Source organism: Methylobacterium haplocladii (genome assembly GCF_007992175.1).
Taxonomy (GTDB): Bacteria; Pseudomonadota; Alphaproteobacteria; order Rhizobiales; family Beijerinckiaceae; genus Methylobacterium; species Methylobacterium haplocladii.
This window is the reverse complement of sequence record NZ_BJZT01000004.1, coordinates 48,998-62,234: the sequence shown is the minus strand read 5'-3', so window position 1 is coordinate 62,234 and position 13,237 is coordinate 48,998. Positions and strand designations below refer to the sequence as shown.

The window sequence follows — 13,237 nt, the reverse complement described above, 5'->3', positions numbered from 1 at the left end:
GGACCGACGCGTTGTCGGGTGCCCGGCCGCCTGTTAGAGCGGCGCCGGCAAACCGTGCCGAGACGCCCGCGACCGGTCCAGGTGTTCAACCGCTTCCTTCCCCCCGAGACGCGCTACGCGCGGCGCATGGCGCGCATCGCGAAGTTCGAGCAGCCGATCGCCGGACCGCTCTCGCGCGCTGGGGCGTGGGCGAACATGCTGCTCGTCGACCATGGCGTCTTCCGACTCGCCTACCTCAACCGGCACCGGGTCGGCAGCGGCATCATCTGGCGCTCGGCTCAGCCGAGCCCGCACCAGCTCGCCTGGTTCAGGCGGCAGGGCGTCAAAAGCGTGATCTCGCTGCGCGGCGGCCGCGAGCACGGCTCCTGGCAGCTGCAGCGCGAGGCCTGCGAGCGCGAGGGGCTGAAGCTCGTCGAGTTCGTACTGCGCTCCCGCGAGGCGCCGGCCAGGGACACCATCCTCGCAGCCACGGATTTTTTCGCCGGCGTCGAATATCCCGCCGTGATGCACTGCAAGTCCGGCGCGGACCGGGCCGGCCTCGGCGCGGCCCTGTTCCTGATCCTGCACGAGGGCGTGTCGGTCCGTGAAGCTGCGGCGCAGCTGTCGCCCCGCTACGGCCATTTCCGCTTCGCCAAGACCGGCATCCTCGATGCGTTCTTCGCCATGTATCTGCGCGAGGGCGAGCCACGCGGCCAGGGATTCCTCGACTGGGTCGAGCACGATTATGATCCCGAAGCGCTCAAGCGCGATTTCCGTCCGGGCTTCTGGTCTGATCTCGTGGTCGACCGCATCATCAAGCGCGAATAGACGCCGCGTGGCTCTTCTGGAGACCGGCCGGCAGGCCTTGCAGCGCGGCCTCGCCCTGCTGCCCTGGACCGGGATACATCGCGCCGCGTCTGGCCGCACCGGGCCGAGGATCGCGGTGATCGGCAATTGCCAGGCCCGCGGCGTCGCACGCGCGCTGACCGTGCTGCTGCCGAATGCCCGCATCGAGCTGATGCCCATCGGAACGCTCGGCCGGGGCCGGCGCAGCCTGAAGGCCTTGGCGGACGGTCTGACGGACCACGACCATGTCTTCACGCAGCCCTTCCTGACCGGACGTTTTCGCGATGGTGGTTCGGCGGAATTGGTCGGAATGCTGCCACGGGCGCGGCTGTTTCCGGCGATCGTGTTTCCGGCCTTCCATCCCGACATGGTCTATGTCGGCGACTTCGGCGCGGGCGCGGAACTGGCCCTCGTCCCGTCCCCGCTCCACACCTACCACTCGGCCATCGTCCTGTTCGGATACCTGCGCGGCTTGTCCGCCCAGCGCATCGTCCGGCTGTTTCGCCAAGAGACCTTCGCAGCCCTCGGCTATCTCGACGGTTGGCAACTCTCCGCCGACGACCTCGCGCGATCGAGCCGGGCCGTCGGCGTCGATCTCGCGCCCGAGATCCTGCGCTGGTCGCGCAGGGGCGCGTTCATGCACGCGATCAATCATCCGAAGCTGTTCGTGCTGGCGGATCTCGCAGGCCGTGTCGCCCGCGATGCGGGTCTCGCTCCCCTCGACCTCGCCGTCGACGCCTATCTCGTCGATGACCTGCTCGACGACGTGATCTGGCCGATCTACCCACCGGTCGCAGAGGTTTACGGCCTGGCGGGCTCCTACGCGTTCAAGCGGCGCGCAGTGCCCGGTGCGGCTCCGTCGATGCTGGGTGTGGAGGGGTTGGTTGCGGAGAGCCTCGCGCTTTATGACGCGATGCCGAGGGCGCGCCTGATCTGCCACCGTACCGAACACTGGTCCGGCGCGCCCGAGATCCGCGCGCTGTTCGACGCGGCCTGACGAAGGCCTTTACGCCTCCGGTTCGCCGCCCTTGTCGGTGCTCTTCTCGGCGAGGCGCGCAAGCGTGGTGAGTTCGCGAAACCAGGTCCGGACGGGCTTGGCCGGCGTTCCACCCCAGCGTGAGCCCGGCGGTACGTCCCGGTTGACGTTGGACGATCCGGCGATCTGCGAGCCCATGCCGATGCGCACGTGGCCGACCACGCCGACCTGGCCGCCGAGCACCACGTAATCCTCCAGCGTCGTCGAGCCGGAGATGCCGACGCCCGAGACGATCACGCAATGGCGTCCGATCACCACGTTGTGGGCGATCTGGACGAGGTTATCGATCTTGGTGCCCTCGCCGATGACGGTGTCGCGGCTGGCGCCGCGGTCCACCGTGGTGTTGGCGCCGATCTCGACGTCGTCCTGGATGATGACCCGGCCGATCTGCGGCACCTTGAGGTGGCCGGCCGCACCCATGGCGAAGCCGAAGCCGTCCTGGCCGATCCGGACGCCGGGATGGAGGATGACGCGGTTGCCGACGAGGGCGTTCGTCAGGGTCGCGCCTGCACCGATCGACGAGTCACGGCCGACGCAGACGTTCGGGCCGATGGCCGCCCCCGGTCCGATCACGGTGCCCGATCCGATCTCGGCACCCGGTCCGATGACGGCGCCCGGATCGACGCGCACGCCGTCTTCGAGGCGTGCCTCTGGATGGACGTGCGCGCCGGGCGACACGCCGGCGGAGTCGAACAGCGAGCCCGGCCGCAGGGCGTCGGAATAAAGCTGCCCGAGGAGGGTCGCGTAGACCCGATAGGGGTCGCGCACGACGAGCGCGACGGTGCCGGCGGGGACGCGGGTCGCGAACCGCTTCGAGACGAGGCAGACCCGAGCCCGCGTCGTCTCCAATGCGTCGCCGTACTTGGCGTTGTCCATATAGGCGAGATCGTCCCGACCGGCGCTCTCGAGGGGAGCCGCGCCGGTCACCCGAGCGGCCGGATCGGCGCCATCGGGCAAGGGGATCCCCGCCGCCTCGGCAATCCCGGCAAGGCTCAACGGGCCGTTGGTCCGAAAGAATGCGCGGTCCGACATCAGGCGTTCACGACGGTTTCTGCGATCATGCGGTCCAAGACCACGGAACCGCCCGGATTCCAACAACCCCCGGCAATTTCGGGCGAAGCGGACCCCGATCCGTCTCGGGAGGCGGTCTCCGCTCCGGACATGAGGAAGCCCGGAAACGGCTGGCGTTTCCGGGCTTCGGGAGAGAGCGCCGCCCGTGGGCCGGGCGGCCTGTCGTTCGGATCAGAAGCGCGAGCCGCCCGAGAAGCGGAAGGCCTGGATCTGGTCTTTGCCGACGCGGCCGAAGGCGGTCTGGACGCCCTCGTCCTTGCTGAGCGCGTAGGCGTAGTCGAAGCGGATCGGGCCGAGCGGCGAGTTCCAGAGGATCGAAGCACCCACCGAGGAGCGGATCGTGGGCTTATCACGCACGTTCACGCACTCGGGTTCGACCCTTGTCGCGCCGGCACCGATGCTGGTGTAATTGCAGATACCACCAGCGCCTTGCGGCGTACCGTTGATGAACGCGTCGCCGTTCACGTTGAATTGGGTCCGACCGCTGTAGCCGAACAGCGTACCGGCATCGGCGAACACGGCGCCCTTCAGGCCGAGATCCTTCGGAATGCCGGGGATCGGGAACTGAACTTCGAGCGTACCGCCGAAATAGGTGGTGCCACCGATGGCGTTCGAACGGGCATCCGAGGTTCCGACGTCACGCGGGCCGATGCCGTTCGGCGCGAAGCCGCGGACCAGCGACGGTCCGAGGAAGAACTGGTCGGTGATGCGCAGCGGCTCGTCGTTCAGCGCGGAGATGTGACCGCCCTGGATGCGTACGAAGCCGACGACGTCCTCGTAGATTTCCTTGTAATAGCGGGCATCGCCGGTAACGCGGAAGAACTTCGAGTCGCCGCCGAGACCAGCGATGTCCGGCTTGATCTCGCCGTAGAAACCGTTGGTCGGCCGAGCGATGTTGTCGAGCGTCGAATAGGCGAGCGTCGCGCCGACGAGCGAGGTGAGGGTGTTGCCCTGCGAGCCCTTGAGCGCGATCGAGGCTTCGCCGTCATACGCACAGTTCGGGTAAGCCGCGAGACCACTCACGTTCAGCCCAGTCGTCGGGTCGATCGTGCCGGCTGGATTAAGCACCGTGTAGCCAGGAATCGGAACCGAGCAGTCGTTGTACGGCCGCTTCAGCGTATTCGGTACTGTCAGCTCGGTGTTGTAGAGCGAGTAGCGGAACGTCACGCCGAGTTCCTGCGTGATCGGCAGGCCGATGCGGAGCTGGCCGCCATAGACGGTCGTCTCGTAGCGCGAGTACCGGGTCAGGTCCGAATACTTGTAGAAGGCATCGAAGCCGGCGGCGAGGCGGTAGCCGAGGAAGTACGGCTCGGTGAAGGAGAAGTCGACGCCCTTGGCGTACTGGCCGCCGGTGCCGGCGATGCGCACGTACTGGCCGCGGCCGAGGAAGTTCGACTCGGAGACCGAGACCTCGCCGATGATGCCGTCCTGGGTGGAGTAGCCGCCCGAGACCGAAAACGAGCCGGTGGGCTGATCCTCGACGTCGATGTTCACCACCACGCGGTCGGGCGCAGAGCCCGGCTCGTTGGAGAAGCGCACCTTCTTGAAGAAGCCGAGGCCGTTCAGACGGCGCTCGGCCCGGTCGACCAGCACGCGGTTGTAGGCGTCGCCCTCGCCGAGATCGAGCTCGCGGCGGATGACGTAGTCGCGGGTGCGGGTGTTGCCGCGCACGTTGATGCGCTCGATGTAGACGCGCGGGCCGTCCTCGACCACGAAGCCGAGGGCCACCTGGTGGGTGGCGCGGTCGCGCTGGCCGGTGGGGCGGACCTGCGCGAAGGGATAGCCCTGGCGGTTGACCTCGGTGGTGACGCCCGAGAGCGTCTTCTCGACGTCCTCGGCGTTGTAAACGTCGCCGACCTGGGCGCGGATCTCGCCATCGAGGGAGCCCTGGTCGACGCCCGGCACGCGGGAATCCACCGAGACGGCGCCGACGGTATACTGCTCGCCCTCTTCGACGGTGACCGTGACGACCCAGCCGGCCTCACCGTCGCCGTCGACGTAGCGGGCATCGGCGTTGACCACGCGGAAGTCGGCGTAGCCGTTGCGCAGGTAGTAGCGGCGGACGATCTCGAGATCGGAGGCGATGCGATCGGGATCGTAGACGTCGGAGGTCTTGATGAAGCTCAGGAAGTTCATCTCGGAGGTGGTCATCAGCCCCTTGAGGGTCGATTCCGAGAAGGCGTTGTTGTTGACGAACACGATCTCGCGCACGCCTGTCTTGTCGCCCTCGTCGACCTGGAAGACGACGTCGGTGCGGCCGTTCGGCAGGTCGACCAACCGGTAGGTCACCTTCGCCCCGCCGCGGCCGGAACGGCGATAGGTCTCGCGGATACGCTCGACGTCGGCGGCGATCACGGCGTTGCTGAGCGCCCCACGATCCTTCGACTCGACCACGCCCTGAAGCGTCGTCTTTTCGAGCTTCTTGTTGCCCTCGAAGAACACGCGGCCGATCACGTTGTTCTCACGCACGCGGACGACGGTGGTCCCGCCGCGGGCGGAGACCTGAACATCGGAGAACAGGCCGGTGGAGAGCAGGCTGCGCCGTGCTTCCTCGGGCGACCCGGAGGCCGTTCCGGTCACGTAGGAGCGAATGGTATCGGCTTCGACCCGGCGGTTGCCCTCGACGACGATCTGCTGCGCGTATGCCGCGCCGCCCAGAACGACACCGGCAGCTGCGGAGGCGATCAGTACGATGGTCCGCTCCGCCGACTTGCGCCGGCGTATCCCCGTCATCGACATCATGTATTCGCCCGTCTCGTTATTATCAGTACGGGTTCGCACCCGCAGACGCTCGCCTTTGCGGCGTAGCGCCCTCTGGTCCCAGCCACGCTTCTATCGGGATTCCGAAGCGAAGCAACGGCCACAGGGACGACCCAAGGGGATTTTGACGGGTCGTGGCCTTCGGGCAACTTAACGATGCGGGGGAGTTCCACACGATCGCACAACAGGGTGAATGCCCCGTAAACGTCGGAAGCTCCGAGGGTTTTTCCAAACGCCCCGAAGCTTCTTCACGGTTGGTGAACGCTTGGTTTTGAGACTTTTTCGTGGCGTCCGACCCGATATCCCCGAGCCTGCCGCCGACGGCGGATCGGGCCTCAGGTCCCGCCAGACGTCCAGGACGCGACCGCGTTGAAAATGTCGTTCTTGGTCGCGAACAGCATCAGCATCAGAACCAGTGCGAGGCCGATGCGGAAGCCGATCTCCTGCACGCGCTCGCTCAGTGGGCGGCCACGGATCGCCTCGCAGGCATAGAACATCAGATGTCCGCCATCGAGGAGCGGGATCGGAAACAGGTTGAGTAGGCCGATCGAGACCGAGAGGAATGCGATCCAGTTGATGATCCCGCCGACGCCGCCGACGCGGGCGACCTCGCCGGAGACCCGCGCGATTCCGATCGGGCCGGAGAGCTGGTCGACCGATTCCCGCCCGGTGACGAGCTTGCCGAGGAAGTCGATGGTGCGCTCGACGATGAAATAGGTTTCCTGCGAGCCGAGCGCGAGGGATTCGACCGGCCCGTAGCTGACCAGCTTGCCCTCGTTGCCCTTAGGCCCCTGGATGCCGAGCCGGCCGAGACGATGGCGCCCGAACGGCGTCGTCTCCTCGTAGACCTCGGGCTTGGCGTTGAGCTGGGTCTCGGTGCCGGCGCGCTCGACGGTGATGACGAGGTTCGCGTCGGCGTTGGTCGAGACGATCCGCTGCATCCCGTTGAACGTGCCGACCGGCTTGCCGTCGATCGCCTTGATGACGTCTCCGGGCTCGAAGCCGGCGCGCGCGGCGGCGCTGTTCGGCATCACGGCCTCGACCCGCGGCGGGATCTCGTAGCGGCCGGAGACCCAGATCGCACCGCTGTAGACGGCAATCGCCAGGATGAAGTTTGCGATCGGTCCCGCCGCGACGATGGCGGCGCGCTTGGCGACGGGTTGGGTCGGGAAGCTGATCGCCCGCTCGTGCGGATCCATCTTCGCGACGGCTTCCGGGTCCGGCACGCTGGCGCCGTTGGCGTCACCGACGAACTTGACGTAGCCGCCGAGCGGGATCGCGCAGAGCTTCCAGCGCGTACCGTGCCGGTCGTTGAAACCGACGATCTCCGGCCCGAAGCCGATCGAGAAGGCATGGACGCCGACGCCGCACCAGCGTCCGACGAGGAAATGGCCCATCTCGTGGACGAAGACCACGATCGTCAGCACGACGAGAAAGGTGAGGAGCGCGCTGAAGAAGCCCGCCGCCGTGCCGCTCATGGCGGTCAGAAATTCCATCGTTCCATCCCCTCGCCGCAGCTTTCGTGATCCGGTCGGCACACGGATGCAAGTGCGGCGGTAATCCCGGATCGTCGCACGGCCCGCGCCCGTTCGCGAGCCCCCATCCCGCCGGCTGCCCGCTTTTCCCGCTGTTCCCCGCCGCCGTCAGCCGGCGGCATGGGTCTTGGGCAGCGCCCGCGCCGACCAGGTCCGCACCTCGGCATCGATCACCAGCGCCTCGTCGACGTCGGCGGGCGCCGTGCGGAAGACCGACGCGAAATGCTCGCAGGCGCGCTCGACGAGCTCGGCGATGCCGTAGAACGCGATCTCGCCGCGGATGAAGGCAGCGACCGCGATCTCGTTGGCCGCGTTCATCACCGTCGGCGCGGCGCCGCCGTCGGCCAGGGCCGCACGGGCGATCCGGAGACAGGGGAAGCGGCCTTCATCCACCGGCTCGAAGGTCAGGCTGCCGGTGGCGGCGAGATCGAGGCCGCGCCCGCGGGCGATCGAGAGGCGGTCGCCGAGGCCGAGGCAATGCGCGATCGGCACCCGCATGTCCGGCATGGCGAGGCCCGCCGTCACCGCGCCGTCGCGCCATGTAATGAGACCGTGCACGATCGACTGCGGGTGCACGATGACGTCGAGGCGATCGTGACCGATCGTGAACAGGTGGTGCGCCTCGATCAGTTCGAGGCCCTTGTTCATCAGCGAGGCCGAGTCGATGTTGATCTTCATCCCCATCGACCAGGTCGGATGCTTGGCCGCCTCCGCAGCGCTCGCCGCTTGGATGCGTTCCCGCGTCCAGGTGCGGAACGGGCCGCCGGACGCGGTGATCGTCATCTTGGCCACGTCCGAAATCGGCCCGCCGCCGAGCGCCTGCGCCAGAGCGTTGTGCTCGGAATCCACCGGCAGCAGCACGGCGTTGTAGCGTTTGGCATCGCGCATGAAGGCGTCGCCGGCGCAGACGAGGCTCTCCTTGTTGGCGAGCGCGATGGTGCGCCCGAGCCGCAAGGCCGCATGCGTCGGCTTGAGGCCGGCCGCACCGCTCACCGCCGCGACGACGATGTCGGCATCGCGCGAAACCGCCTCCAGCACCGCGCTCTCGCCGGCCCCGTTGGGAATGCCGGAACCCGCCAGCGCCTCGGCGAGAGCCGGCCCGGCACTCTCGTCGGCCAAGGCCGCGAAGGAGGCGTTCATCTCGCGGGCAAGCTTGCCGAGCGCCGCTGCATCGCGGCCGCCGACAAGGGAGCCGACGCGGAAGCGGTCCGTGTGCTGCGCGAGCAGGTCGGTGGTCGAGGCGCCGATCGAGCCGGTGGCGCCGAGGATGGAGACGGTGAGCACGGTTCTTCCCCTCAGGCCGGCAGCGTGCCGCGGGCCAGGATAGCTTGGACGATCAGGTAGAGCCCGACCAGCAGCGCCACGGCGAAGAAGCCATCGAGCCGATCCATTACGCCGCCATGGCCTGGGATCGACCGGCCCGAATCCTTCACGCCGTAGCGCCGCTTGAGCGCCGATTCGAAGAGGTCTCCGGCTTGGCTGACGATGGAGGCCGCAGCGCTTGCCAATGCGACAGCCGGGAGCGACAGGGCTGCCAGCGAAGTCCAGCCGTGGTCGCGGGCGATCAGCACGACGGTAAGACCTGCAAGCGTACCCGCAGCGAGGCCGCCGAGGGCGCCGGACCAGGTCTTCTTCGGGCTGACGCGCGGCAGCAGCTTCGGGCCGCCGAAGGTGCGGCCGGTAAAGTACGCGACGATATCGGTGGACCAGACCACGGCGAACATCCAGGCCGGGCCGACGAGGCCGATCCCAGGATCCTCCCGGAGTGCCGTCGGCACCGCGGCGATGATGATGCCGCCGAGAAGGCCGGTGACGGCCTTCAGACGCGCGGTTCCGCTCTGCGCCAGAACCAGCAAGACGGCGAGACCGGCCGCGAAAATTCCGACGACGAGCCAGGGCGGCGTGGCGGCGAAAAAGGCGACGGTCAACGCGGCGAGCACCGCGCCGTTCGTCAGGGTCAGCGCCAGAACAGGTTCCGTGCGGCTGATCGTGAACCATTCACCGGCCCCAACGATCCCCGCGGCCAGCCATACCAATGCGAACGGCCAGCCGCCGACCACGAGCGCGCCGAGCACGACGGCGCCCAGCACGATTGCGGACACGACCCGAAGCATGAATTCGCGAGAGGCGAAGGGGCTGCGCCGGTCCCCGGAGGACGCTGCATCGCCGGGCACAATCATCCGACGCATCCGCGCTCTGAGATTGCCGTGCCGGTGCGATGGGCACCTTGCGTGCAGCTCACAGCGCCTCTTCCGATCCTCGGGTCCGGCAGAAGGCCGCCGGCCCGCCTGCAAAAGATCATGCGGATCTCAAACCTGCATGATCTCCTTCTCCTTCGTGGCGAGCACGCCGTCGACCTCGGCGATGAAGGTGTCTGTGGCCTTCTGGACATCGCCGGCCTGACGCTTCTCGTCGTCCTCGGAGATGGCGCCGTCCTTCTCGAGCTTCTTGAGGTGATCGAGGCCGTCGCGGCGTACATGGCGTACGGCGACACGGGATTCCTCCGCGTATTTGTGCGCGACCTTGACCATTTCCTTGCGGCGCTGCTCGTTCATCTCGGGGATGCGCAGACGGATCGTCTGGCCCTCGGTCTGCGGGTTTAGGCCGAGGTCGGATTCGCGGATCGCCTTCTCGACAGCGGTGACCATGGAGCGGTCCCAGACCGAGATGGAGAGCAGGCGCGGCTCGGGCACGCTCACGGTGGCGACCTGCGCCATCGGCATCGCGGAGCCGTAGGCGTCGACCTGGATCGGGTCGAGGATGCTGGGCGTGGCCCGGCCCGTGCGTAGCGAGCCGAGATCCTTGCTCAATGAGGCGACGGCGCCCTGCATACGGCGCTTCAAGTCGTCGAGGTCGAATTCGGGGAGTGCGGCCATGCTGTGGAGGTCCCGACGCTAACTTTAAGGGAGATCCGGGCCGCCGGGGCCCGTTCAGGCGCCTGAATGAACCAAATTACATTCTGCCGCAAATGCCGTTCGCGTGCGGCAACAGCCATTTCACGGCCTTCGGACGATCGGCTGCGGGTGCGGCGCGTGTGTTCTCTCGGTTCGGTATTGGCCATGCCCGATTTCTCGACGAAGCGGCTGGCGTCGCGTTCCGCGAAGGCGCTCGGAATGTCCGGTGAATCCGACCATCCCGCCCTCGAAGGCGGGGCGTTCCACCGTCCGCGCGGAAAGGAGGACCATTCCGCTGTGGCGATCGTCGCGGCCAGACTTCACTGTTGATCGGAGATCATCGTCCGTTCGCCTTCCATTGCCTGGAAGAAGAAATGCTCGGTGCAGATCGGAGCGCCGATCCGTCTGTACTTTCAGGGCACGACGTGCGTCGCGGGCGCCTCGCCGGTCAGGATCGCTGCGATTGAAGACGGCGCGTGGATCGAGCCGACGACGATCGAGAGGCGGCTCTCGCGGGCCAGCGCGAAGGCGGCGGTGTCCATAACCTTGAGATCGCGGGCGATGGCCTCGTCATGGGTGATGCGGTCATAGCGGGTCGCGGACGGGTCCTTCTTCGGATCGGCAGAATAGACGCCGTCGACTTGGGTGGCCTTGAGCACTGCGTCGCAACGCAGTTCGGCCGCGCGGAGCACGGCGGCGGTGTCGGTGGTGAAAAAGGGGTTGCCGGTGCCGCCGGCGAGTACCACGACCTGTCCCTTGTCGAGGTGGTGCAGCGCCGGCTGGCGGGCATAGGTCTCGCAGATCGTCGGCATCGAGACCGCCGACATGGTGCGGGCGGGGACACCGGCCGCGTTCAGCGCGGTCTCGATGGCGAGCGAGTTCATGACGGTGGCCATCATGCCGAGCGAGTCGCCGGTCGCGCGGTCGATCCAGCCTGCCTGCGAGATGCGCGCTCCGCGGATCAGGTTGCCGCCGCCGACCACCACCGCGATCTCGATGCCTTGCTCGACGACGCGACCGATATCTTCGGCCATTGCAGCGAGTGTCTGGGGATGCAGCCAGTAGCCGTCGGGGGCCGCCAGGGCCTCCCCGGAGAGTTTCACGAGCACGCGGCGAAACGGCGTCGTCTCCGGCATCGAAGGCTCCCCACGGGCGGGCAAGGCCGCCCTCCTAGTGAAATCTGAAGGTCGGCCGGCTTCTAGAGCATGGTGCGGGAAAGTGGAATTCGGTTTCGCGGGAGGGTGATGCGGTAACCATGAGCGGAGACGAGCAGCAAAAATGCTGCGAACACCCCGGCGACGGTCGATTCCTGGAAGCGGCGATGAACCGACGAAGCGGTGCATATCCCGCTGACGGTCAGTGCGTCTCACCGGCACCCGATGCACGGCACGAACGGGGTCGGCCCCATCGCGACGCGATGTCCGATGTCGTCGTACAAATGTCTTCCCGGCCGTCGCCAATGGCGAGCCTCGGAATGATCGAACCAGAATCCGAAGGCTCAGCCCCTGGCGGCGCTGATCGCGGAGATCAGAGTACGCTTGAGGTCGGCCTGACTGAACGGCTTCTGCACCACGGGGCGATCCCGGAAAGGCTCGCGGATGCCGGCTCCGCCATAGCCTGTCGAGAAGACCAATGGCAGGCCGCGTTGAACGATCGCCTCGGCCACCGGATAGATCGGCTCGCCAGCGACGTTCACGTCGAGGATCGCGACGACGAAAGTCTCCTTCTGAGCCATCTCGAGGGCGGTGGAGAGACGGGCGGCGGGGCCGACGATCTCACAGCCGAAATCGTCCAGCATGTCCTCGAGCAGCATCGAGATGGCAGCCTCGTCCTCGACGACCAGCACCCGTGCGCCTTTGAGGACGTCCTCGTTGGGTTCCGCGCTCACGCCGAATGGTCTTCCCTTCGATTCGTCCCGGTGACGGAACGGTGCCGCGCCGGACGCGGTCTTGAATCGGATTGTCGTGCGAGACGTGCCGGGAACGAGGCACCTAGGGCGCCCGCGACGATGAAGATCGTACATGAGCGATCGGAGCCGTCGCCTGTTATGCCGGGCGTGTCAAGCGCAGGAAGGCCCCCTGGATGAGAACGTTCGGCCCCTGATGTTACGAGGCGATACATTCGTTGCGCGCCGGCCACCACCGGCGCGGCGCGGTCTGCCGGATTGCGGTGCAGATGCTACGCGCCGCCGCCTTGTGATGGGCCTCGGCCTGTTCGCGATCGCTGACGTTCGGCCGCTGACGGCCGGCCCGCAGCGGCCCGTCGTCGTGGCCTCGAAGAGCGACACCGAAGGCGCGCTGATCGGCAACCTGATCGCCCTGGTCTTCGAAGGCCTTGGGCTCACCGTCGTGCGCAAGTTCGGCCTGGGGCCGACGCTGATCGTGCGCTCGGCACTGCTCTCGGGCGAGATCGACCTCTATCCGGAATACACAGGCAACGGTGCCTTCTTCTCGGGCACCGAGACCGATCCGGTCTGGAAGACGGGTGAGGGGGGCTACGCGCGAATCCGGGACCTCGACGGAGAGCGCGGCCTCGTCTGGCTGAAGCCGGCACCCGCCAACAACACCTGGCTCATTGCGGTGCGCGGCAGCGTGGCCCGCGAATACGGTCTCGTCTCCATGACGGATTTTGCGGGCGCGGTGCGCCGTGGCCTGATCACCCTCGCGGCCTCGACGGAATTCGTCGAGAGTCCGGCGGCGTTGCCCTCCTTCGAGGCGGCCTATGGGTTCACCATGCCGAGGAACCGGATCATCAGCCTGCCCGGCGGCGATACCGCCGTGACGGCACGGGCGGCGGCGGAGGGCATCAGCGGTGTCGATGCCGGCATGGTCTACGGCACCGACGGTGCGCTCGCTGCCCTCGACCTCACCGTGATGACCGACCCGAAGGCCGCTCAGATCGTCTACGAGGTCGCGCCCGTGATCCGCGCCGACACGCTGGCCCGGTATCCGCAGATCCGCGAGGCACTGGCACGCGTCTTCGCGCGGCTCGACGCGGATACCCTGCGCCGCCTCAACGCGCGGATCACCGTCGAGGGCGAGACCGCCGAGGCCGTGGCGCGGGCCTATCTGGCCGAGATCGGTGTTCCGCGATGAGGGTCTTCGCGGGGCAAATGA

Annotated in this window: 11 protein-coding genes; 3 read left to right on the top strand and 8 right to left on the bottom strand. The window is 67.4% G+C overall.

The genetic code is table 11. The features are described 5' to 3' along the window. Nucleotides 1-81: 81 nt before the first annotated feature. Entirely contained in the window at nt 82-807 is a 726-nt protein-coding gene (locus MHA02_RS01900; RefSeq protein ID WP_147076322.1) for a fused DSP-PTPase phosphatase/NAD kinase-like protein, read from the top strand. Nucleotides 808-814: 7 nt separating this feature from the next. After that, nucleotides 815-1,822, top strand: coding sequence for a WcbI family polysaccharide biosynthesis putative acetyltransferase (locus MHA02_RS01895; RefSeq protein WP_147076281.1), 1,008 nt, complete (start codon nt 815-817; stop codon nt 1,820-1,822). A 9-nt stretch (nt 1,823-1,831) separates the two neighbouring features. Here MHA02_RS01895 and lpxD read toward each other — a convergent pair whose 3' ends face one another. The 8 genes from lpxD to MHA02_RS01855 form a co-directional block, all read right to left on the bottom strand. After that, on the bottom strand, nt 1,832-2,893 hold the full coding sequence (gene lpxD, locus MHA02_RS01890; protein WP_147076280.1) for a UDP-3-O-(3-hydroxymyristoyl)glucosamine N-acyltransferase: 1,062 nt from the start codon (nt 2,891-2,893) through the stop codon (nt 1,832-1,834). A 210-nt stretch (nt 2,894-3,103) separates the two neighbouring features. Then, complete coding sequence (gene bamA, locus MHA02_RS01885; RefSeq protein WP_147076279.1) at nt 3,104-5,674, bottom strand: outer membrane protein assembly factor BamA; 2,571 nt, start codon at nt 5,672-5,674, stop codon at nt 3,104-3,106. Between the two features lie 353 nt (nt 5,675-6,027). Beyond that, complete coding sequence (gene rseP / locus MHA02_RS01880; RefSeq protein ID WP_147076278.1) at nt 6,028-7,188, bottom strand: RIP metalloprotease RseP; 1,161 nt, start codon at nt 7,186-7,188, stop codon at nt 6,028-6,030. A gap of 147 nt (nt 7,189-7,335) precedes the next feature. Beyond that, the gene (gene dxr / locus MHA02_RS01875) at nt 7,336-8,526 is read right to left on the bottom strand and encodes a 1-deoxy-D-xylulose-5-phosphate reductoisomerase (protein WP_373318404.1); all 1,191 of its coding nucleotides are present in this window, start codon (nt 8,524-8,526) and stop codon (nt 7,336-7,338) included. Beyond that, nucleotides 8,523-9,401: a phosphatidate cytidylyltransferase gene (locus MHA02_RS01870; protein ID WP_147076321.1), complete on the bottom strand. Its 879-nt coding sequence runs from the start codon at nt 9,399-9,401 to the stop codon at nt 8,523-8,525. Before MHA02_RS01870 ends, dxr begins: the two co-directional genes overlap by 4 nt. A 135-nt stretch (nt 9,402-9,536) precedes the next feature. Beyond that, nucleotides 9,537-10,103 (bottom strand): ribosome recycling factor, encoded by a 567-nt coding sequence (frr, locus tag MHA02_RS01865; RefSeq protein WP_147076276.1) that lies wholly within the window; start codon nt 10,101-10,103, stop codon nt 9,537-9,539. Between the two features lie 431 nt (nt 10,104-10,534). Continuing rightward, nucleotides 10,535-11,257: a UMP kinase gene (gene pyrH / locus MHA02_RS01860; RefSeq protein ID WP_147076275.1), complete on the bottom strand. Its 723-nt coding sequence runs from the start codon at nt 11,255-11,257 to the stop codon at nt 10,535-10,537. Nucleotides 11,258-11,619: 362 nt separating this feature from the next. Then, nucleotides 11,620-12,009 (bottom strand): response regulator, encoded by a 390-nt coding sequence (locus MHA02_RS01855; RefSeq protein ID WP_147076274.1) that lies wholly within the window; start codon nt 12,007-12,009, stop codon nt 11,620-11,622. A gap of 310 nt (nt 12,010-12,319) precedes the next feature. Here MHA02_RS01855 and MHA02_RS01850 point away from each other — a divergent pair, with 310 nt between their 5' ends. Further along, the gene (locus MHA02_RS01850; RefSeq protein WP_147076273.1) at nt 12,320-13,216 is read left to right on the top strand and encodes an ABC transporter substrate-binding protein; all 897 of its coding nucleotides are present in this window, start codon (nt 12,320-12,322) and stop codon (nt 13,214-13,216) included. Nucleotides 13,217-13,237 lie beyond the last annotated feature (21 nt).